Origin of the sequence: uncultured Erythrobacter sp. (assembly GCF_947502395.1) — a bacterium.
In the GTDB taxonomy this organism is placed as follows: domain Bacteria; phylum Pseudomonadota; class Alphaproteobacteria; order Sphingomonadales; family Sphingomonadaceae; genus Erythrobacter.
The window spans coordinates 904,653-926,130 of record NZ_CANMZM010000002.1; the positions used below are offsets into that span (position 1 = coordinate 904,653).

General features: G+C 56.8%; 15 protein-coding genes. 6 read left to right on the top strand and 9 right to left on the bottom strand.

Annotation, left to right across the window (positions count from 1 at the left end; translation table 11 throughout):
• The first annotated feature begins 29 nt into the window (after positions 1-29).
• The 3 genes from lnt to Q0778_RS10750 all read left to right on the top strand — a co-directional run bounded on the left by lnt (position 30) and on the right by Q0778_RS10750 (position 4,288).
• A complete protein-coding gene (gene lnt / locus Q0778_RS10740) occupies positions 30-1,724 on the top strand; it encodes an apolipoprotein N-acyltransferase (RefSeq protein WP_298335946.1) in 1,695 nt (564 codons plus the stop codon).
• A 92-nt stretch (positions 1,725-1,816) separates the two neighbouring features.
• On the top strand, positions 1,817-3,064 hold the full coding sequence (gene metK, locus Q0778_RS10745; protein WP_298305837.1) for a methionine adenosyltransferase: 1,248 nt from the start codon (positions 1,817-1,819) through the stop codon (positions 3,062-3,064).
• An 18-nt stretch (positions 3,065-3,082) separates the two neighbouring features.
• A complete protein-coding gene (locus Q0778_RS10750; RefSeq protein ID WP_298305834.1) occupies positions 3,083-4,288 on the top strand; it encodes a DUF418 domain-containing protein in 1,206 nt (401 codons plus the stop codon).
• On the opposite strand, the gene Q0778_RS10755 is transcribed toward Q0778_RS10750, so the two are convergent.
• From Q0778_RS10755 to Q0778_RS10770, 4 genes are read right to left on the bottom strand one after another with little or no spacing between them, the layout of a single operon-like run.
• Positions 4,285-5,436 carry a CoA transferase gene (locus Q0778_RS10755; RefSeq protein ID WP_298335948.1) on the bottom strand — a complete coding sequence of 384 codons (1,152 nt, stop codon included), beginning with the start codon at positions 5,434-5,436 and terminating at the stop codon, positions 4,285-4,287. The two genes, Q0778_RS10750 and Q0778_RS10755, sit on opposite strands and share 4 nt — an antisense overlap.
• Before the next feature lie 4 nt (positions 5,437-5,440).
• Positions 5,441-6,106, bottom strand: coding sequence for a CoA transferase subunit B (locus Q0778_RS10760; RefSeq protein ID WP_298305828.1), 666 nt, complete (start codon positions 6,104-6,106; stop codon positions 5,441-5,443).
• Between the two features lie 30 nt (positions 6,107-6,136).
• On the bottom strand, positions 6,137-6,913 hold the full coding sequence (locus Q0778_RS10765) for a hypothetical protein (RefSeq protein ID WP_298335950.1): 777 nt from the start codon (positions 6,911-6,913) through the stop codon (positions 6,137-6,139).
• Positions 6,914-7,636, bottom strand: a complete 723-nt coding sequence (locus Q0778_RS10770; RefSeq protein ID WP_298335952.1) for a CoA transferase subunit A — start codon at positions 7,634-7,636, stop codon at positions 6,914-6,916. It lies immediately after the preceding gene.
• A gap of 567 nt (positions 7,637-8,203) precedes the next feature.
• Here Q0778_RS10770 and Q0778_RS10775 point away from each other — a divergent pair.
• Positions 8,204-10,516 (top strand): CDC48 family AAA ATPase, encoded by a 2,313-nt coding sequence (locus Q0778_RS10775; RefSeq protein ID WP_298305819.1) that lies wholly within the window; start codon positions 8,204-8,206, stop codon positions 10,514-10,516.
• A 5-nt stretch (positions 10,517-10,521) separates the two neighbouring features.
• Here Q0778_RS10775 and Q0778_RS10780 read toward each other — a convergent pair whose 3' ends face one another.
• Positions 10,522-10,752: a hypothetical protein gene (locus Q0778_RS10780; protein WP_298305814.1), complete on the bottom strand. Its 231-nt coding sequence runs from the start codon at positions 10,750-10,752 to the stop codon at positions 10,522-10,524.
• Positions 10,752-13,589 (bottom strand): DNA polymerase I, encoded by a 2,838-nt coding sequence (gene polA, locus Q0778_RS10785; protein ID WP_298336170.1) that lies wholly within the window; start codon positions 13,587-13,589, stop codon positions 10,752-10,754. Before polA ends, Q0778_RS10780 begins: the two co-directional genes overlap by 1 nt.
• A 269-nt stretch (positions 13,590-13,858) precedes the next feature.
• Between polA and Q0778_RS10790 the strand changes: the two genes are divergently transcribed.
• Positions 13,859-14,170: a hypothetical protein gene (locus Q0778_RS10790; protein WP_298305811.1), complete on the top strand. Its 312-nt coding sequence runs from the start codon at positions 13,859-13,861 to the stop codon at positions 14,168-14,170.
• A 91-nt stretch (positions 14,171-14,261) separates the two neighbouring features.
• Here Q0778_RS10790 and Q0778_RS10795 read toward each other — a convergent pair whose 3' ends face one another.
• Complete coding sequence (locus Q0778_RS10795) at positions 14,262-15,311, bottom strand: serine hydrolase (RefSeq protein ID WP_298335954.1); 1,050 nt, start codon at positions 15,309-15,311, stop codon at positions 14,262-14,264.
• Between the two features lie 283 nt (positions 15,312-15,594).
• On the opposite strand from Q0778_RS10795, the gene Q0778_RS10800 reads away from it, so the two are divergent.
• Complete coding sequence (locus Q0778_RS10800) at positions 15,595-17,964, top strand: DUF305 domain-containing protein (RefSeq protein ID WP_366519541.1); 2,370 nt, start codon at positions 15,595-15,597, stop codon at positions 17,962-17,964.
• 128 nt (positions 17,965-18,092) lie between these two features.
• Here the strand turns inward: Q0778_RS10800 and Q0778_RS10805 are convergent, their stop codons facing one another.
• Both Q0778_RS10805 and Q0778_RS10810 read right to left on the bottom strand, forming a co-directional pair.
• Complete coding sequence (locus Q0778_RS10805) at positions 18,093-19,268, bottom strand: RNA ligase (RefSeq protein ID WP_298335958.1); 1,176 nt, start codon at positions 19,266-19,268, stop codon at positions 18,093-18,095.
• A gap of 312 nt (positions 19,269-19,580) precedes the next feature.
• Entirely contained in the window at positions 19,581-21,419 is a 1,839-nt protein-coding gene (locus Q0778_RS10810; protein ID WP_298335960.1) for a DUF885 family protein, read from the bottom strand.
• Between the last annotated feature and the right edge of the window lie 59 nt (positions 21,420-21,478).

A 21,478-nucleotide genomic window follows, 5' to 3' on the forward strand; every position in this document is an offset into this window, starting at 1 on the left:
CAATCTCCTTGCTGTAAGGGATCGGGTCGATGGCCGCTGAAGGTTCTGACACTCTGGCCGGTCAAGCACCGATAGCGAGTTCCGGTGCTTTTGCCTCGCTTTGGGGCAAGGCCAAAGCATTTGCGCAACGTTGGCCGGGCGTGACCTCAGGCCTTTTGGGCCTTGTTTCAGCGCTTGGCTTCCCTCCCATTCATGCTTGGTGGATTGCCCTTCCAGGGCTCGCGCTCTGGATTGCGCACTTGCGCAGCGCTTCCGGCTGGAAGGGCGCGTTGTGGATTGGCTGGACCTTCGGCTGGGCGCATCTGACGTTGGCCAACAATTGGATCGCCACCGCCTTCACCTATCAAGCGAAGATGCCTGAGGCCTTGGGCTGGGCAGCAGTGCCGCTTTTGTGCATCTATCTTGCGGTGTACCCGGCGCTGGCGGCGCTGGCGGCGCATATGACGGGGCGTTGGAATGGGCGGCGCAGTGGTACGCTTGCGTTTGGGGCGGTGTTGGCCGCTGCATGGATTGCCACCGAATGGCTTAGAAGCTGGGTGTTTACCGGTTACCCGTGGCCGCCCTTGGGGCTGATGTTGCTTGGCGGATGGGAAGAGCCAGGTTGGGCACGGTTTCTTCCTTGGCTTGGCACCTACGCGCTTTCAGGCATCGCGATCATGTTGGCGACCTATTTGGTCGCGGCTTCGACAGTTAAGCTGCCGAGCGGGTGGCATCGCGCGGTTGCGTTTTTGGGAGTGGCGGCGATCGTTGCCGGGCCCATGCTCCTACGGGTCCAATCCGATGGTGAGACGGATATCCAATTCACCCTCGTCCAGCCGCTAATTCCCCAAGAGGAGATCAACGACGGCTCCAAATTCGAAGAGCAATTTCAGCGCATCGCTCGCCTCACACAAAAGAACGCCGATCAATCGCGCCTTGTCCTGTGGCCCGAAAGCGCCGTGCCAGACTATCTCGAAGAAGGCTATCCTCAGCGATACTACACCCGCATGACGGCGGGCGCCGATCCCGATTTCGCGCGGCGTAGGATTGGCATGGTGATTGGGCCGCAATCAACCCTGCTCACTGGTGTTGTTAATCTCAACATCGGGCCAGGAACCGATGGCATCCCTCGTGCCCTTTCGGCTCGCAATTCGGTGATTGCGATGAATGGAGAAGGCGAGATCACCGATCACTATGCCAAGGCGCATCTGGTGCCCTATGGCGAGTATTTGCCACTTGAGGACGTCTTGGGCGCAATTGGCCTATCTCGCCTCACAGCTGGTACAGTGCCATACATTCCCGGCCCCGGTCCACAAACGCTGGATCTCGGTGAGCATGGCAAGGCTGGCATTCAGATCTGTTATGAGATCGTGTTCTCCGGCCAGGTCGTCGACCAGGAAAATAGGCCTGACTACCTCTTCAATCCTTCCAACGACGGTTGGTTTGGCACCTGGGGGCCGCCGCAGCACCTTGCGCAAGCGAGGATGAGGGCAATCGAAGAGGGGCTGCCGGTTTTGCGCTCTACTACGACCGGAATCAGCGCGGTTATAGATGCGGATGGGATTGTACGGGATACTGTCGCCAGCGGAGAGGCAGATGCGCTCGAAGGCCTTATTCCTTCAGCGAAAACCCCGACACTGTTCTCACAGTTGGGAAATACACTCCCGCTGATGTGGGCCGGATTGCTCGCGCTTTTGGGTCTTGGGATGCCAAGATTGCTTGCGCTGCGCAACTCTCGCGGCTAGGGCCTCATCCAACAGACATAAAGATTTCCTTATATCTGCATATAGCGCCCTGGGCGCGTAAGAATCACTGGCTCTGGAGGCCCCAAAATACCATGCGCAGCGATTATCTTTTTACCTCTGAAAGCGTTTCCGAAGGCCACCCTGACAAGGTTTCAGACCAAATTTCGGATGCGGTCGTCGACCTTATGCTGGCCAAAGACCCAGAAGCACGGGTGGCTTGCGAGACGATGACGACGACCCAACGCGTGATCCTGTCTGGCGAAATCCGCTGCGCGCCGATGTACGACGAAGCCAATGAGGATTGGGCCGTCAATGGTGGATGGGCTCCGGGCGCCAAGGAAGAGATCGAACAGGCGGTGCGTTCTACAGTTCGTGACATCGGCTACGAGCAAGATGGTTTCCACTGGAAGACGCTGTCCTTCGAAAATCATCTCCACGGTCAGTCCGCCCACATCGCACAAGGTGTCGATGCCGGTGCAGACGGTTCGAACAAGGACGAAGGCGCCGGCGACCAAGGCATAATGTTTGGCTTTGCTTGTGATGAGACTCCGGACTTGATGCCGGCAACGCTCGACTACAGCCACAAAATCCTCGAGCGGCTCGCCAAAGATCGTCACTCGGGCGAGGCACCTTTTCTCGAGCCCGATGCCAAGAGCCAGGTGACCTTGCGCTATGAGAATGGTCGTCCGGTCGAATGCACGGCACTTGTTGTCAGCACTCAGCACACGGAAGGCTATGACTCAGGAGCGCAAGAAGCCGAACTAAAAACTTACGTCAAAGGCGTTGTGGCCGACATCCTTCCAGAAGGCTTCGTCTCGGACGCGACCCAATGGCACATCAACCCAACAGGCAGCTTCGTAATCGGTGGTCCGGATGGCGACGCAGGCCTGACCGGGCGCAAGATCATTGTCGACACATACGGTGGTGCAGCTCCGCACGGAGGCGGCGCGTTTAGCGGTAAGGACCCAACCAAGGTTGACCGCAGCGCGGCATACATCACGCGCTATCTCGCCAAGAATGTGGTGGCAGCTGGCCTTGCGACTCGCTGCACGATCCAGATCGCCTATGCAATTGGCGTGTCAGAGCCGCTTTCGCTCTATGTCGACACGCATGGGACAGCTGCCAATGGCGTGACCGACGCGAGCCTTGAGGAGGCGATCCACTCAATCGGCAAGCTTGGCGGGCTGACCCCACGCTCCATCCGCACGCATTTAGGCCTCAACAAGCCAATCTATCGTGTCAGCGCAGCTTACGGCCACTTTGGCCGCACAGCTGATGGTGACCGGTTCCCCTGGGAGCGTACAGATTTGGTCGAAGACTTGAAGGCAGCGCTTGGCTGATAGCGTAAGGCGTCTGTTATGACGACGCCCCACGCTTCATCCAGACGTGTTGCAGAGCTCGACGCTCTGCGCGGACTTGCCGCCATCGGTATTGTCTGGATGAACGTCTATGTCTTCGCGTTGCCAGCGCAAAGCTATTACAATCCGGTGGTCTGGGGACCTGGTCTTGGCGAAGGATCGAGCCTTGATCGCTTAATCTGGGTCGTCAGCTTCGTCTTTATCGAGGATAAGTTCCGCACGCTTTTCGCGATGCTCTTTGGCGCGGGTTGCCTCATCCTTCTTGAGCGGGGCGGAGAACGGCCCTGGCGCGCGCATTTTTCCCGGATGGCGGTGCTGCTGGTGATTGGCCTGGCGCATGCGATCCTGCTTGCCAGCAATGACATATTGCGCGCCTATGCAATTGCGGGCTGTGCCCTGCCGCTTTTGAGCGCACTCAATGCAAGGGCGCTGTTTGCAATCTGTGTGGGGCTTGTTGCGGTGCATGTGGGCGGCGGAATTGTGGCCTTGGGTTCGAGTGTGCTGGATTTATACAACGGGCGCACTGGCAGCGATGCGTATCTCTATGCTGACCGCACCTTTGGGTCGAACCCTGCTGCAGTACAATACATGATCGACCAAGGTCGGGAGGAGTTTGGGACTCGCATCGCGCGTGGTATTGAGAGTGTCTCGTCGCAGATATCTTATGTCGGGAGCACTTTGCCGATCAACCTTGCAGCGATGGCGCTGGGCATGGGTCTTTGGAAGACGCGTATGTTAGCGGGGGAGTGGCGGGTATTCCTTCTGCAGCGCTGTGCGGCAATCGCCGCCATTATTGCTATACCTGCACTTTTCGCGCTTGCCTGGTGGGTGTCCGACAACGGCTTTTCCGGCCCCATTGTGGGCGCCGCTGGCTTTGTGCTTTCTGCACCTTTCGACACGCTTCTCGGCCTTGCCTATGCAGCCATGGCGATGGCCTTCTTTGGGCAAGGCGGTGTGGTGACCGAGCGGTTGGCAGCAGTCGGCCGCCTTGCGCTGACCAACTATCTGCTGACGTCTGTGATCCTGACTGCGATTTTTGCCCCTTGGGGCTTGGCGCTTTTTGGTGAAGTCTCAAGGAGTGAGGCACTTTTGCTTAGCTTTGCGCCCGTCACAGCGATGCTTCTATGGTCGCCAGTGTGGCTGCGCTGGCTCGGAATGGGACCGTTCGAACGGCTTTGGCGTGGAGCTGCGCGCTTATTATCCTAACCGTCTTCGCCTAGCATCGGAGATGGGCGATCAAGCGCCAGTTCCGCATCTGAGAAGGTGAAGGGACTTCGCACACCGGGCATTCCGCCAAGGTCTACACGAAGGCCTCTTGCGAGCACTTGAGGGTCGGCAAAGACTTCATCGAGTTCATTGATTGGACCCGCAGGAATCCCTTTCGTAGCGCAAGCTTCAAGCAAATCGGCCTTGGTCCACTTGGCGGTGGCCTTGGCGATTTCGGCATCGAGGGCATCCGCATTGTCCACTCGACCTCCATTGCTGGCAAAGCGAGGGTCTTGGGCAAGTTCGTGGCGATCAAGCAGCTCAACCAATCGCGCAAATAGCCGATCATTGGCGGGGGCAAGGATCACATGCCCATCACTCACAGGAAAGACGCCGTAAGGTGCGACTTGCGCGTGGGCATTGCCCATACGCGGTGGGTTGCTGCCGGTGGTGAGCTGATAGGTCGCTTGGTTGGCGAGGAGCGCGACCGAGCAATCCAGCAGGCTCATATCGATCTGCTGCCCCTTGCCCGTGCGCCCTCGCTGAATAAGGGCTGCTTGAATGGCATTGGCTGCGTAAATGCCGGTAGTGAGGTCGCTGATTGAAACGCCCATCTTGACCGGAACACCTTCGGGTTCGCCAGTCACAGACATAAAGCCACTCATGCCTTGAATCACGAAGTCGTATCCGGCCTCATGAGCGCGAGGCCCGGTGTGACCAAAGCCGGTGATCGAGCAATAGACAAGCGCGGGGTTGAGCTGTGTCAACGATCCAAAGTCCAGGCCGAATTTGGCAAGCCCCCCCGTCTTGAAATTCTGGATCAGGACATCGGCATCCCCAACAAGACTGCGCACGCGCTCAAGGTCGTTGGCCTTGCTGAAGTCTGCGACCACGCTGCGCTTGCCACGATTGCAGGCGTGATAATAAGCCGCCTCGCGCCTGACTTCGCCGTCTGGTCCCTCTCGTTCCACCCAAGGCGGACCCCATTGGCGAGTACCATCACCTTCAGGGCTTTCTATCTTGATCACATCCGCGCCAAGGTCGGCCAGAATTTGACCTGCCCAAGGCCCAGCAAGTACGCGCGCGAGTTCAAGGACCTTGAACCCAGCAAGCGGCGCATTCGGATTGCGCGGTTCTTCGAGCCACATAGCGTTACGCTCTTTCCAGAGCCACTTCGTAAGCTGCTGTCGTGCTGGCGGCGATATCTTCTTCGCTCACGCCTGGTGCCAGTTCGATGAGGCGGAATTGCGCGTCTTTGGAGGGTCGGTGAAAGACCCCGAAGTTTGTGATGATCATGTCCACCACATTGGCACCGGTCAGGGGCAAAGTGCATCCAGGTATGAACTTGGGGCTGCCATCTTTGGCGGTGTGATCCATCACCACAATGATCTTTTTGACGCCGGCAACCAGATCCATCGCACCGCCCATTCCTTTGATCATTTTGCCTGGGATCATCCAATTGGCAATGTCACCATTCTGCGCAACTTCCATCGCTCCCAGCACCGTCAAATCGATATGGCCGCCCCGGATCATTGAAAAGCTGGTGGCGCTGTCGAAATAGGCACTGTGCGGCAGTTCGCTGATCGTCTGTTTGCCCGCATTGATGAGGTCTGGATCGACTTCATCCTCGAAAGGGAAGGGGCCGATACCGAGCATCCCGTTCTCGCTTTGCAGTGTCACCAACATACCCTCAGGAATATGGTTCGCGACAAGCGTGGGGATACCAATGCCAAGATTGACGTAATAGCCATCTTGTAGCTCTTGCGCTGCGCGCGCCGCCATTTGGTCGCGGGTCCAGCCTTTAGTTTGTTCACTCATGAAACGGGTCTTTCGCTAAAGCAGTGAAATTCAAAGAAGCGGCTGCGGGATGAGGAACCAGCCATCACCGATGAGAGGTTCAAGGGCATCCGCATCTGCAGGTTGCTTCAAAAAGTCGTAAAGTTCATCAAAATCGGAGCGGGTGTCGCCAGCAATCGCAACCAAACAGCTAATCTGGGCCAGCTCTTCGCGCAAAATCTGTTTGCGGTCATTTGGACTGCGGAGCAGCAAGATGCGGTCTTCATTACCAATGTCGAGGCCGCTCAAAGCAAGGCTGCGATTGATGATCTCAATCTCGCCTATTCCGTGACCGGAAATCCATGCCACCGAAACACCATTCTGGCGCAGCCGGGAAAGACCCTGCGCGAGCCCTGATGGAGGGCGAGATGCGATGGATGGATCGAAGAGCTCACCTTGCGGGTCAAGATCGATGAGAATGGTGGGCGAGACGGCGCTGCATTTGGCCTTTGTAGGCTGAAGCGACACACGGTCGCTCAATACGGCGGCGTCTGGAGCTTCTTCCGGATCATTTTGCCATTGGTTGGCATAGGACAGAAATTGATTGATCCCGTTGGGGGCAATCGGCTCACGCACCGAGGGGACCGGCTTTGGCAAAGGGCGAACAACTTCAGATGTAGGTACGTCGGCAGCGCGAGGAGCAGAGCCAGTGTGGCCGGATATCTCCCGCTCCCCCGGTAAGTCGCTAGCCGTGACGGGAGTTGCCGTGGCCACACAACCTTGCAGGGTCAAAGCCGCTCCCGAGGCGAGCACCATTTTGAATGTATAGTTAAGTGAATTGCCGATCAATTACGCTTCCTCGCGGGTGCGAACGGTGCGGAATTCAATCTTCTTATCGTAGGGCGCGCCAAGGATCATTCGATTGACGAAAACTCCGGGCAAATGGATTTCATCGGCTTCCAAAGCGCCAGCTGGCACGATTTCTTCAACCTCAGCCACACAGACTTTGCCGCAAGTGGCGGCGGGTTGATTGAAATTGCGGGCGGTCTTGCGGAAGATGAGGTTACCGGTTTCATCCGCTTTCCACGCCTTAACAATCGAAAGATCGGCAAAGATGCCGCGCTCAAGAATGTAGGTCGACATCACTCCGTCGTGATCTGCGAAGTCCTTGTGTTCTTTGCCCTCAGCAACCTGCGTGCCGACCCCTGTTTTGGTGTAGAAGCCCGGAATGCCAGCACCGCCAGCTCGCATTCTCTCGGCCAAGGTGCCCTGGGGACAGAATTCAACTTCAAGCTCGCCAGAGAGAAATTGCCGCTCAAACTCTTTGTTTTCACCAACATAGGATGAAATCATCTTTTTGACCTGACGGGTTCGCAAAAGCTTGCCGATACCTTCATTGTCGATCCCGGCGTTGTTGCTTGCAAAAGTAAGCCCAGTCACACCGCTCGCTTTGACCGCATCGAGCAATCGCTCTGGGATACCACAGAGGCCAAACCCGCCCGCTGCGACCAAAAGGTCATTGGCGATGACGCCTTCAAGCGCTGCTTCTGCATTTGGGAAAATTTTTGACATAAAGGAAAGCCGGTCCGTTTGATTTCTGTCTGGCCCAATTCCGTCTCTATTGAGGGCGGTCGTGTTAGATCGCTCGACAAAGGTCGGGTCTGATGTGGTCTCAGCCCCTGATTAGTCGTAAGCAACCGCCATGTCACGGGGTTGCGAATGGTGACAACTGAAACTTCGACACTCTGATCCCGAATTCACAAATTGCCGATATTTTAGGCAACTGATCAAAGTTTAGACGGCATAATGTGCATGGTGTGCCCGGAAAGTGATACTTCACAACCTCAAGATGAAGTTTTTGCAACTAAAAGTGCGGCTTTCGCACTTGCACAAAAAATGGTGCACTGCCACAAAGAGGGCATGCCTTACAGGCATCCTCTCCCAAACTGCTAAGCCCGGCCATTGTGCCGGGCTTTTTTTGTTTGGCATGCGAGCGATATCAAAAGGTCGAGCCTACGGATATGCGCATTCGCTCACTGCCAAAGAGTGGTTTGCAATCGCGCCTAGCGCGTCCTAGCTAATCGAAAGCACTCTCCAAGATCGCACTGGCGATTCCCTCTCAGCCAAAGGACAACACGCATGGCAGATGCCGATGTAGCCGAATCCACTTCCAGCCGTTCGCTTCGCCTTCAAGTCGCGTCGGCGCGGACAGAGGAATCGGGACAAGGCATTGCCCGAATGCCCCGAACCGCTTTCCAGAAGCTTGGCATTACGGAAGGTGATGTGGTTGAGATCACGGGTAAACGGTCAACGGCTGCGATTGCTCTTCCTGCTTACGAAGAAGATGAATCGCTCGATGTGATCCGCCTGGATGGTCTGCAACGCGGCAACGCTGAAGCCGGATCAGGCGAACATGTCGATATCAAAGTTGCCGAATCCCGCCCGGCGACGCGGGTCGTATTCGCACCGGCGCAGCGCGATTTGCGACTGCAAGGGCCAACGCAGGCGTTGAAGCGAAATTTCTTCAGAAAACCGCTTGTTGCTGGCGACCTTGTGGCAACCACCGGTCAGCAGCCGGTTCAGAACATGCCCTCAGATGTGCGCCAGATGCTGCGAGCGCCGGCATATGCGCTGACGCAGATTAGGCTTTCGGTTCACTCGACGAGCCCGAAAGGCATCGTCCATATTGACGAGAGCACAGAGGTTGAGCTTCGCACCGAATACGAAGAGCCGCGCGATGCCAGGGGTGCGGTCAATTATGACGATGTTGGCGGGATGGAAGACACCATTCAGGCCCTTCGCGAAATGGTTGAGCTGCCGCTTCGTTACCCAGAACTCTTCACGCGGCTCGGTGTCGATCCGCCCAAAGGGGTTTTGCTCCATGGCCCTCCCGGCACCGGCAAAACGCGTTTGGCCCAAGCGGTTGCCAATGAAAGCGACGCTGAGTTCTTCATCATCAACGGGCCTGAGATCATGGGCTCAGGGTATGGCGAGAGCGAAAAGCGCCTTCGCGAGGTTTTTGAGGAAGCTGCACGAGCATCGCCTGCAATCGTGTTTATCGATGAGATCGATTCCATCGCGCCTAAAAGGACGCAGGTGCATGGTGAGGCAGAGAAGCGTCTCGTTGCCCAAATGCTCACTCTCATGGACGGACTGGAAGCGCGCGCTAATATTGTCGTGATCGCGGCGACCAATCGTCCCGATGCTATCGATGAAGCGCTTCGCCGTCCTGGCCGTTTTGACCGAGAGATCGTTGTCGGTGTGCCCGACCAAGGCGGTCGGCGTGAAATTCTGGCGATCCACACCCGTGGTATGCCGCTTGAGGAGGGTGTTGACCTCAACGAGCTTGCGCGCATGACGCACGGCTTCGTCGGTGCAGACATTGCCGCACTCGCCCGTGAGGCCGCCATCGATGCGGTGAGACGGATCATGCCGAAGCTTGACCTTGATGCGCGGGAGATCCCCCCGGAAGTTCTTGAGGAGCTGTGCGTAACGCGCCGCGACTTTCTGAGTGCGCTCAAACGCATCCAGCCCTCCGCCATGCGCGAGGTCATGGTGCAGATGCCGAACGTGCGGTGGGATGATATCGGCGGGGTCGGCGATGCAATCGACAAGCTGAAAGAGGGTATTGAGCTCCCGCTGAAGAATGCGGAAGGGTTCCGTCGTCTCGGCATTCGCGCGGCCAAAGGGTTCCTGCTTTATGGTCCGCCCGGAACCGGGAAGACCCTACTGGCAAAAGCCGTGGCGAAAGAGGCCGAGGCCAATTTCATCTCGATGAAAAGCTCAGACCTCCTCAGCAAATGGTACGGCGAAAGCGAACAGCAAATCGCCAAGCTGTTCGCCCGCGCAAGAGCGGTCGCGCCCTGCGTTGTCTTTATCGATGAAATCGACAGTTTGGTTCCGGCACGCGGCAGCGGTCAGGGTGAGCCACAAGTCACGGGCCGGGTCGTGAACACGATCCTTGCTGAAATGGACGGACTTGAGGAACTGCAATCGGTCATCGTGATCGGAGCGACCAACCGCCCGACGTTGATGGACCCTGCATTGCTACGACCGGGTCGATTTGATGAATTGGTCTATGTCGGTACGCCTGATCTTGAGGGGCGCAGGCATATCCTCGGCATCCATACCGACAACATGCCGCTTTCAAGCAATGTCGATCTGGATGAGGTCGCGGCCAAGACGGACCGCTTCACCGGTGCTGACTTGGAAGATGTGGTGCGCAGAGCTGGTCTTGGTGCGTTGAAGCGCCTTGGTGGTGATGTGCCAGCGGTTGAGATGCAGGATTTCGACGACGCACTTGAGGACAGCCGTGCGACGGTGACCCCGCGGATGGAAGCCGAATATCGGGCCATGCGCGGCGAGCTGAAAAAGCGCGCTGTTGAGGCAAACCCAATCGGCTTTTTTGCACCCGAACATTTAGAGACGACGCGGGCGGAAAAGCACGAATAGGGCTTTCAGATCCTCTTCGATGCCAGCCACAACATTATGGCAAGCAGAGCCAGCAGAAGTGCAAGTGCGCCGTAAATGACGACGCTTTGCTGGTGCAGGACGACTGTGGTCTCCGCGTCGAAATAGCGGCCTTGATCATTGTAAATGAGCGTCCTGCGGCTGGTCCATAAGGCAGCGCATAGGCCCGCACCAGCCAGCGATGTGGCAGCTGCTAATCGTATGGCGATACGTAGCATCAGTGCGCCGCGTCCCAACTCACCCCCGTGCCAATATCAATGGCCAAGGGCACGTCGAGAATTACCGCAGGAAGTGCCGCTTCTGCCATAACCCGCTCGATGATTGGCGAGGCAGCGGCGACATCGCCTTCTGGCAGTTCGAACACCAACTCATCGTGCACCTGCAAAAGCATCCGCACGTCATTAAGACCTGCGTCGCGCAGCGCTGGAAGCATTCGTGCCATGGCCCGTTTGATAATATCGGCGCTGGTGCCCTGGATCGGTGCGTTAATCGCCGCCCGCTCAGAGCCTTGCCGCTCAGCTTGGTTCTTGGATTTGATCCGAGGGAACCATGTCTTGCGGCCAAACAGAGTCTCGGAATAGCCTTGTTCGCCAACGTTGGTGAGCGTTTCTGTGATGTAACGCTGGATGCCGGGGAAACGCTGGAAATAGGTGTCGATCATAGCCTGTGCCTCGTCAGGTTCGACTTCCAAGCGACCGGCAAGTCCCCAGCGGGAGATACCGTAGAGGATTGCGAAGTTAATCGTCTTTGCGCGGGCGCGAGTGTCGCGCGTCACCTCTCCAAACATCTCCGTCGCGGTGCGCGCGTGGATGTCTTCGCCTGCTTCAAAGGCTTCTTTAAGCGTGCCGACATCGGCCATGTGCGCGGCGAGGCGCAGCTCGATCTGTGAGTAGTCGGCGGCGAGCAGCACATTGCCATCCTCAGGCACGAAAGCCTCGCGGATTTGTCGCCCGATGGGTGTGCGGATCGGGATGTTCTGCAGGTTCGGATCGGTTGAAGACAATCGCCCAGTTTGGGCTCCGACTAGCGAATAGCTCGTGTGGACACGGCCTGTGTTGGGATTGATCTGAGCTTGTAGCGCATCGGTATAAGTCGATTTCAGTTTCGACAAATGCCTCCACTCAAGCACCTTCTTGGTGATCCCGGCGGCCTCTGGATCGCTGCTCAGCTTTTCGAGCGTTGCATGATCCGTCGAGTATGCTCCGCTCTTGCCTTTCCTCCCGCCCTTGAACCCCATCTTATCGAAAAGGATTTCGCCCAGCTGTTTAGGTGAGCCGACGGAAAACTCTTCGCCCGCTGCCTCATGGATTTCCTTTTCGAGTGAGGCAGTCTCAGTAGCGAATTCTTCGGAAAGCTTGGCCAGGCGTGCGCGGTCCACCTTGATCCCTTCGCGCTCCATTCCCGCAACCACCGGGATAAGAGGGCGGTCCACGCGTTCGTAGATTGAGGTACCGCCTTCTTCGGCAAGGCGTGGTTTCAGGTGTCGATATAGGCGCAGGGTCACATCTGCGTCCTCGGCGGCGTATTCAGTGGCGCGGTCCAAAGGCACCTCACCAAAGGGAATGGCCTTCTTTCCGGTGCCGCATATCTCCTTGAACGAAAGCGGAGTATGGCCAAGATGACGTTCGGACAGCTCGTCCATGCCGTGTCCGCCACCCATGCCCTCACCGCGCCCCGCATCGAGATCAAAGCTCATCACCATCGTATCTTCGATTGGCGAAACGCTGATGCCCGAACGCTGAAGGACGTTCAGATCATATTTGCCGTTCTGAAAGACTTTCAGGACAGCATCATTCTCAAGCATCGGCTTGAGCGCTTTGAGCGCGTCTGCCATCGCCACCTGCTTTGGAGTCTCAGCGAGCAAATCGGTTCCGCCGTGCGCAAGGGGAATGTAGCACGCATCATTCGGGCCAAGTGCGAGGCTAACGCCTACAAGATCGGCCTGCATCGCATCCAAAGATGATGTCTCAGTATCCACCGCCACCAAGCGTGCGGCAGTGGCGCGCGCTACCCATTCTTCCAAGCGCTCCAAAGTCTGCACGGATTCATAAGCACTGCGGTCGAGTGTGGGCATTTCGGGCAGCGGTTGCCGATTGCCTTGCGCGGTTCCCTTATCGCTGGCTTTATCTGCTTTGGCCGGATTCAAATTGTTCGCCCGTTCGGGTGAACCCGTGCCCGCTCCAAGGCGCTTCAAAAGCGAGCTGAAGCCATGGATCTGAAGGAACTCAACAAGTGGCTCTTCAGGAATCTTCGAAAGCGCCATATCTTCGATCGCCACAGGAAGGTCGCAGTCCTCCTTGAGTGTCACGAGAACGCGCGACAATTCGGCTGCCTCGCGACCTTCAATGAGACGCTCTTTCAACTTGGACTTTTTCATATCCGGCGCTTGATCAAGCGCGGCGGTGAGCGAACCATGTTCGGCAATCAGCTTTGAGGCGGTCTTTGGCCCCACGCCGTAGATTCCCGGCACGTTGTCCACGCTGTCTCCCATCAGGGCGAGAACGTCACCGACGAGATCAGGCGTGACCCCGAACTTTTCGTGGACTTCATCGAGGTAGATGCGCTGCGACTTCATCGTGTCGAGCATGTCAACGCGTGCGCCGTTCTCTTCACCCACCAATTGCATTAGGTCTTTGTCGGAAGAAACTATGGTGACATCCCACCCTTTGCGCTGCGCTTCGCGTGCGTAAGAGGCGATCAGATCGTCAGCTTCCAGGCCCTGTTCCTCTATACACGGCAGGCTAAACGCGCGCGTGGCATCTCGAATTAGCGGAAACTGCGGGCGCAGATCCTCAGGTGGCGGCGGGCGATTGGCTTTGTATTCGGGATAGATGTCGTTCCGGAAACTCTTAGAATCCTTGTCGAGGATCACCGCTAGGTGCGTTGGTCCGTCGGCTGCGTCCAGATCGTCCGCCAGTTTCCACAGCATGGTCGTATAGCCATAGACCGCGCCAACCGGCGTCCCTTCCGGATTGGTGAGTGGGGGAAGGCGGTGATAGGCGCGGAAGATATAGGCCGAGCCATCAACGAGGTAGAGGTGCTGTTTCTTATCCAACATGCTCAATCTGCTAGCACCGCAGACGTGTGCGCGTAAGGCAAATTGATGCTTTAGCCCCGCCTCAGACCACTCTGGTGCCCCCATTCGCCGAACGTCGAATTGTGGCAGGAATGAGGCGAAAAAGAGGCGTTTTGCCACATTTTACTTGTCTGGCCACATTCTGGCCACTATTTAGGAGGTCGAGCTGGTCGGGTTTTGTCTGGCTTTGGCGCGTTCCCTGAAGGAGGGGGGTGCGTGTTCTATTCGCTGAATAAGGGATTTTTATTATGCGTAAGATCGTTCTTGCCGCTGCCGTTGCAACTTCGGCTCTTGGCCTTGCTGCTTGCGGCGAAACCGCTGACGCTGTTGGTGAAACCGGCGATGCCATGGCTGCTGATGCTGCTTCGATCGCAGACGATGCAACTGCTGCTGTTGAAGAAGGCGCGGAAGCTGCCGGCGACGCTGTAGACGCAACTGCTGATGCCGCTGGCGACGCTGCTGACGCTGGTGCAGAAGCTGCTGGCGACGCGGCTGACGCTGTCACCGACGCTGCTGAAGAAGCGGCTGCTGCTGCAGAAGCTATGGTGGAAGGCGAGTAATTCGCTAACCGCTGGCTTTCAGCTAAAAAAAGAAAAGGCGGTGCCCTGCTCGGGCGCCGCCTTTTTCTTTGGTGGGTTTTGGGCCTGAGGTTCAGCCGCCCCCCATACGCGGCGCGCTTACCCAATTGCGGTTTTGGCGGGCGCGCACATTGAATCCGTCATACAAAGCGCGAGCAATCGCAGCGATGCGCGCTTCGCGTGCACGGCGGGCGCCTTGACCCGTTACATAGATCGCAACCGCAACAGCGCGGCCATCGGGGCTTTCGATTATGCCCACGTCGCTTGACGTATTGTTGAGCGATCCAGTTTTGTGGCTCACCCGCGCCTCCCCTGGCATATTGGCAACGATGCGCCGTTTGCCGGTGACCGTGCGGCTCATAGCGCCTAAGAGCACTCGGCGGCTTTCGTCAGATAGAAACTCTCCGCGATAGAGACCGGCAAGAAGGCGCACCATCGCCTTGGGGGTGGCGGAATCACGCGGATCAATCCAGTTGGCAGGATCATACTCCCCATCATCGCGAACAAGGGTGGCGATGTCGCGATCAATCGAGAAGTCGCCAATGCCCTGACGGCGCATCCAGTCGTTAACCGCTTGCGGACCGCCTACAGCGGCCAAAAGTGCGTCGGTTGCAGGGTTACTCGAACGGGTGATCATGATCTCAATCAGATCGATCGCCGCCATGGTATTGCCTTTGCGAACAGGCGCGGCGGCGGACGAGAATTTCCTTGAGCGCACAGGGATGAGCAAAGGAAACTCACTGGTGAGCGAATATCGACCTTGCTCAACCATCTCCAGATATTTGGCGGCGACAGCGATCTTGCTGGTCGAGGCCATCGGGAAACGCTGATCGCCAAGCACAGTGATTTGCTCGCCAGTTGCCAAGTCCCAAGCGGCAACGCCAATGCGCCCCTGCCCACCATCAGCCAGTTCAGCAATGCGTCGTTCAAACGAATTCGAATAGATCGCTTCGAATGTCGAAGGTTCACGTGGTTCCGTGCCAAACGCATTGTCAAAGCTCGACTGCAGCTCATTCCCTTGCGCTGAGGCGGGAGCAAATGCAGGTACAAAACTCGCCGCGATCAAGGCCGCCACTGGAGCTGATTTGCGGACGAAAGACGATAATAGATTTTGGATTGCCATTTAGAAAAGCTACTCCAGACAAGGTTAGCGCTGGCTTAAGCACTGACCATAGGGTCTTACGATTCGCCGCGACAAGCGCACGGCCCAGCGCTTGCGCTGACTTGTGCAGCATGCGGGACCGATTCGAGGTCAGAGCATTAGTCACTGCACTAATTATAATGCGAGGAACCCTTCGATTGTTCCCTTGTTGCGTAAGTGACGGTCGTTATAGAGGCGGCCTTGACTGGCGCATTCAATCGGGCAGGTATGCCGTCAACCAATGATCACAAGGAATGATATGACCATGCAACGCACATTCGCTTTGGGCTCACGGAGCCTTCTTACGGGGCTTCTTCTAACCGGATCGAGTCTGGCGATGGCTCAAACCGCTCCCATCCTTTTGCCGGGTGCACCGGGCGAGGCGAGCAAGATGCTCAGTGCTGATGAAGCAAGCGAAATTGCTAAGGCGAGCTACACTGTTGCGGATGTAGACTTCATGCAGGGCATGAGCGTCCACCACCAGCAAGCTGTCGACATGTCTGAGTTGGTCGCGGACCGCACCAATAATGAAGAAGTCGTCACTCTGGCTGGCAAGATCTTGAGCAGCCAGGCCGACGAAATCGAATTCATGAACAATTGGCTGACCGAGCGCGGCGAGAAAACCGCGTTCTTGGGCAGTCATGAAGGCCACGCGGGCCACGGCGGACATGAAGGGCATGCCGGTCACGCAGGCCATGGTCCCATGGAAATCGACGGTAAAGTTGTGGTCGACCACTCGCAAATGGCAGGCATGGCGAGCCCGGAGCAATTGGCGCTGCTTGCCACACTCGAAGGCGCAGATTTCGACCGCCTCTTCCTTACTTTAATGATCGCCCACCACGATGGTGCCATCAAAATGGTCGATCATCTGCTCGAACAACCTGGCAGCGCGGCTGACCCAGTGTTGTTCCGTTTCATCACCGATATTGAGAACGATCAGACCGCTGAAATTGACGCTATGGATGTTATCCTGGCCGGTCTTTCACCCGATCCTCGCGCTGGATTGGCCGCTGGCTTTGACAATGCTGGTGAAGCGATCATGAACCTTCGTCACGTCACCTTCCTGCCCAAGCCTGCTGGTTTCTTCGACCCTGATAACCCAGCCGATCTTCGCCCTGCCAAGGCCGAAGCGAAGGAAGAGGAGGCTGAGGAAGAGGGCGAAATCACCCCTGCGCAGCGGGCGGTCAAAGACGCGCAAAAGGCGCTTGCCGATGCTGAAGCGGCCGCTGCGGCTGAGCGCGGTGACGAGGAAGAGGAAAGCCTTACCGATTTCGCTGAGCGTTCACCGCTTCTCGACTTTGCCAACACGGACATGGCCTTCTTCGACGACATTATGGTTGCCGGAAACTATCACGGATTTAACATCTATAAGCTGGGCGATGATGGGGTGCCGAACCTCATGAGTTCGGTCGTATGCCCTGGCGGTCAAGGCGACGTCTCTGTTGTCGGCGATCTGCTTGTGATGAGCGTTGAGCAAACGCGCGGCCGTGTCGATTGCGGCCTTCAAGGCGTTGAAGGCGACGTGTCAGAAGAGCGTTTCCGCGGCCTTCGCATCTTTGATATTTCCGATCTCACAGCGGTGCGTCAGGTCGGACAGGTCCAGACCTGTCGTGGTAGCCACACTCACTCAATCGTGAGTGCGGATGATGAAAAGGTCATCGTCTATAACTCAGGCACTTCGCGGGTTCGCGAAACCGAAGAGCTTGCTCGTTGTATCGACAATCCGTCCGATACGCGCACTGCGCTCTTCAGCATCGACGTGATTGAAATTCCGGTGGCTGACCCATCACAAGCGCGCATAATCAGCAGCCCTCGCGTCTTTGCCGACAATGAAACCGGCGAAATTGCCGGCCTGTGGAAGGGCGGCGACAGCGGCGAGGGGACTCAAACCACTCGCCAGACCAACCAGTGCCATGACATCACGGTCTTCCCCGCGCTGAAAATTGCGGCGGGCGCATGTTCTGGCAATGGGATCATCATGGATATCTCCGATCCCCACAACCCTGTCCGCACCGACAGCGTGTTCGATAAAGGCTTCGCCTATTGGCACTCGGCCACGTTCAACAACGACGGCACCAAAGTAATCTTCACCGACGAATGGGGCGGTGGTGGCCGCCCGCGCTGTAAGGCGAAGGACCCAATGACCTGGGGTGCCAATGCGATCTACGATATCGTGGATGGCAAGCTTGAATTCCGCAGCCACTACAAAATGCCTGGACCTCAGAGCGACACCGAAAACTGTGTCGCTCACAACGGCTCGATCATCCCTGTCCCGGGCCGCGATCTTTTCGTTCAGAGCTGGTATCAGGGCGGCATCAGCGTGATGGACTTCACTGACAGCGCAAACCCGCAAGAGATTGCCTTCTTTGACCGTGGCCCAATCAACAAAGATCAGCTTGTCGTAGGCGGCTTCTGGTCGAGCTATTGGTACAATGGCCGGATCTACGGCACCGAGATCACCCGCGGCATTGACGTATTTGCGCTTCAAGCGAGTGACCACTTGACTGCCGAAGAGATCGCAGCAGCTGAGGCGGCCTCCTACGCCAACACCCGCTTTAACCCTCAGACCCAGACACAGGTGACCTGGGATGAGGATGTTATTGAAGCGGCGGCGGCTAGTCGTAAGGGCGGTTGAGGGCGACCAACCCATCGTTAAACGGTAAAAAGGGGCTGCACAGTAATACGCTGCGCGGCCCCTTTTTTTGTATTGGCCGTTGAACTGAACCGCTTGGCCGGTCAGCCCAGCGGCTTCGCATCGCAGGCTCAATCCCCGCTCTGGATTGTGCGAGCAAGCGCATAGCCCGGAGTGTACCCTTCCAACTCGTTCAATGTTGGTCGTGCATCCCGAAAAAGGATCGCACGCGCCTTGCGGTCGTTCATCAAAGACCCCTCAATTTTGCGAGCGAGGAAGATCATGCTGCGAACGTCTTCAGGTAAGCTGTTGAGGTTCAGACCAACTTCCTTGTCGGTCTTATCCTGCAACCGCTCCTTCCACTCGATCACATGTGCGACCCTCTTGTCGATCCGAGCTTGGATCAAACGCTCGATCAGATCGAAGTCGTTCCAGAACTCTTCAGGGATCTGTTGACGCACCTTCTCCAGATCATCGTCTGCCTGCATCAACTCCCAGATCGCGAGCGGTGTGATCCGAGAGATCAATGCGTGAACCCGGCAATAGGCACTTCCCTTGAGCTTGAGACGGTGCCCATCGTCAAATCGAAGGACGTACCCTTCTTCGGTTTCAGGCAGCGTTTCAGCAGACGCAAACAGCGCGTCGACGCTCTCGAAACGATAACGCTTCGCCGCCTTCCATCCAAGCCGTTCAGCAGTCTCGAAGGTGGTCTCAGCGTCGAACTCGAACCCTTGCTCGTCGTAAGCCGATAGCAGGACAAGACCGCTTTCGGCATAGTCGATCACGATGCGGTTCTCCGGATAGATTGCCTCGCACAGATAGGTCGTACCCGGTGTGAGCGCAGACAAATCCTTGTTAGCAATCCAGTTCTGCGCCCAAATCGCCTGATCCGTGCCCAGCGCTCCACGTGTCGCCGCATGCCATTGGCCCTCATGGTGGAACAATATGATAAGGCTTCCATCCAGCTTCTCGAAAACTTCAAAAGACTTGTCCGGCAGCTTCATCCCTTCACCGGCCTCAGACACGTTGAAGAATTTGGGAAATGGTGTTGCAATCACCGCCCGGCGTTCCGTGTCTAGGATCAGACCACGCGCATGCATGCTGATCGGTGTCCACATTTTGTCGTAGACACATTTATTGGTGTAGTTCCAAATCAACAGGCCCGGCATGTTTTCATGACCACGGCAATAGATTGCCTTCTCTGCACGAGCCTCTTCGAGCCGCGTTAGCAGCGTCTCAAAGTCAAGCTCGCGCGCGAGGTGGCGCTTTCTTTTCGGCGTGTTTGGTGGTTTTTCAATTGTCGTCATCTTGGTTCTTCCCTGTTCGAGAAGACCACTGAGCCAGAAAATGACGAAGGGAGCTTATGCCAAGATCAATTCCGCCATGTTCTGACGAAGTGATCTTACTGGTGTTTGCTACATGCGCACGCAGATCACTTCACCGGAGGACAAGCGCTCCGACACATTGCCGACTGTACCGGCGTAGAAGTTGATCTGTTTGCACATGGCGGCGCGGACTAGTCGTGCTCGCGGAAACCGTCAAGAAAATAGATGGTTAACAAGAAAAGGCCCCTCCAGAGAACGCTAGCGAGGCCTTTTGTCTTGTCCGGCAAGGCGCGCTTACCTCGCCTTCACACTCTCAATCCATTGATCGATCCGCGTCTCGAGGATCGAAAGCGGTACTGAACCGCCGCCCAGAATGGTATCGTGGAAGCCGCGGATGTCGAAGTCTTCGCCAAGTTCCGCTTCTGCCTTGGCACGCAATTCCTGAATGCGGATCATGCCGATCTTGTAAGACGTTGCCTGACCGGGCAGCACGTAATAGCGCTGTACTTCGCTTCGTACCGCGGTCTCTGGGTTGGGCGAATTCTCAAGCGCATATTGCACCGCCTCCTCCTCGCTCCATCCTTTGGCATGGATGCCTGTGTCGACAACCAAGCGGATGGCACGCCAAATCTCGCTCGAAAGGCGGCCAAAGTCAGAGTAGGGATCCTGATATCCGCCCATCTCCTTGGCCAGCAGCTCGGTGTAGAGCGCCCAACCTTCGCCATAGGCAGAGATAAAGCCGCCTTGCGACTGGAACTTGGGCACGCCTTCCAGCTCCTGAGCGATGGACAGCTGCATATGGTGACCCGGATTGCCTTCGTGATAGGCGATCGATTCCAATTCGGGGATCGGCATGGAGGTCATGTCCGACAAGTGCGCGTAATAGATGCCGGGCCGTGATCCGTCAGGTGTACCGGGCTGATAATGCTGCGCGGCGCCATCCTGTTCGCGGAAAGGTTCCACCCGGCGTACTTCCAGCGGTGCTTTAGGTAGAGTGCCAAAGAACTCAGGCAGACGCGCGGTAAGCGTATCGATATGCGCCTTGGCTTGGTCGATATACTCTTGGGCGCCTGCGTCATTGTCCTGATAGAAGAACTGTGCATCGGTCCGCGTGAACTCGAAGAAGTCTTGCAGATCTCCTTCGAAACCAACCTGCTTCATGATCGCGCGCATTTCAGTCTTGATACGAGCAACTTCATCGAGTCCGATCTGGTGGATGTCATCTGCCGAAAGATCGGTGGTGGTCATCTCCTTGAGCGATGCGGCGTAGAATGCTTCGCCATTGGGGAGGGCCGTGACCCCGATCGTATCCTCGCTCGTATTAGGCCGATCCTCTTCGTACCAAGCGACCACCCGGCCATAAGCAGGAGCAAATTGCTCAGTCAAAGCGGCGCGAGCTTCTTCGCGAAGCTCGTTCGCGCGCTCTTCGGTGATGGCTTGGCTCTCAAACAGGCTGGTCAAATGGCGCTCAACGCCATCCCACATGGCCGAAGGCTCGCCCTCATCAAAAGGTGCGCCGGTAGTGAGATTAGTCGATTCCAAAATCACTGCATCATAGGCAAATCGCGGGGCACGCGTACCCGCCTCAGCATTGGATTGTGCCGCAGCAAGAAGCTGATCCATAGCTGTCCCAATTCCACCAATACGCGCGATGAAAGCCTGCATATCGCTTTCGTCTTCGACCGCGTGTTGCGTCAGCAGGAAGGTGGGCAGGCTCGATTGTGCAGAGCCCATTTGATGCAGAACATAGGCTTGTTCGCGGAACTCCCACGCGCGCTCAGCCTGTTCCAGACGGAACTTCCACATATCGTAGGACAGTTTGGAAGCGTCAGGCAGCTCGTCATAATCGAAGCTGGCTTCCATTTGCGCGGTGGCTGCGCGCATCCATTCGAGCTGTTGAAGCTGGGCTTCTTCGCTGAAATCGTCGATCTTATCATAGTCGGTTTTCCGGCCCAGCGCAGTCTGCGTTATGGGTGAGAAAGCAAGTTGCTCCTCAAACTTCTCGTCGAACCAGGCGTTGAGGCATTCGGCCTGAGCGGTCGCGCCGCATTCGATCGTTTCGATTGGGGCCAGAGCGTCACAACCGGCAAGCGAGACGGATGAAAGCAGCAGCGCTGCAAATTTGGTTTTCACGGAAGCTTTCCTCATAGGTTGTTTTGAACAACCATGGAGCAGGGCGGAGTCAAAGGGAA

Excerpts from the sequence above, each read along its gene's own strand:
- Q0778_RS10805 (WP_298335958.1), bottom strand. The coding sequence starts at position 19,268 with ATGACGACAATTGAAAAACCACCAAACACGCCGAAAAGAAAGCGCCAC.
- Q0778_RS10760 (WP_298305828.1), bottom strand. The coding sequence starts at position 6,106 with ATGAGTGAACAAACTAAAGGCTGGACCCGCGACCAAATGGCGGCGCGC.
- Q0778_RS10790 (WP_298305811.1), top strand. The coding sequence starts at position 13,859 with ATGCGTAAGATCGTTCTTGCCGCTGCCGTTGCAACTTCGGCTCTTGGC.
- metK (WP_298305837.1), top strand. The coding sequence starts at position 1,817 with ATGCGCAGCGATTATCTTTTTACCTCTGAAAGCGTTTCCGAAGGCCAC.
- Q0778_RS10750 (WP_298305834.1), top strand. The coding sequence starts at position 3,083 with ATGACGACGCCCCACGCTTCATCCAGACGTGTTGCAGAGCTCGACGCT.
- lnt (WP_298335946.1), top strand. The coding sequence starts at position 30 with ATGGCCGCTGAAGGTTCTGACACTCTGGCCGGTCAAGCACCGATAGCG.
- Q0778_RS10795 (WP_298335954.1), bottom strand. The coding sequence starts at position 15,311 with ATGGCAATCCAAAATCTATTATCGTCTTTCGTCCGCAAATCAGCTCCA.
- Q0778_RS10755 (WP_298335948.1), bottom strand. The coding sequence starts at position 5,436 with ATGTGGCTCGAAGAACCGCGCAATCCGAATGCGCCGCTTGCTGGGTTC.
- Q0778_RS10770 (WP_298335952.1), bottom strand. The coding sequence starts at position 7,636 with ATGTCAAAAATTTTCCCAAATGCAGAAGCAGCGCTTGAAGGCGTCATC.
- Q0778_RS10800 (WP_366519541.1), top strand. The coding sequence starts at position 15,595 with ATGCAACGCACATTCGCTTTGGGCTCACGGAGCCTTCTTACGGGGCTT.
- Q0778_RS10775 (WP_298305819.1), top strand. The coding sequence starts at position 8,204 with ATGGCAGATGCCGATGTAGCCGAATCCACTTCCAGCCGTTCGCTTCGC.
- Q0778_RS10780 (WP_298305814.1), bottom strand. The coding sequence starts at position 10,752 with ATGCTACGTATCGCCATACGATTAGCAGCTGCCACATCGCTGGCTGGT.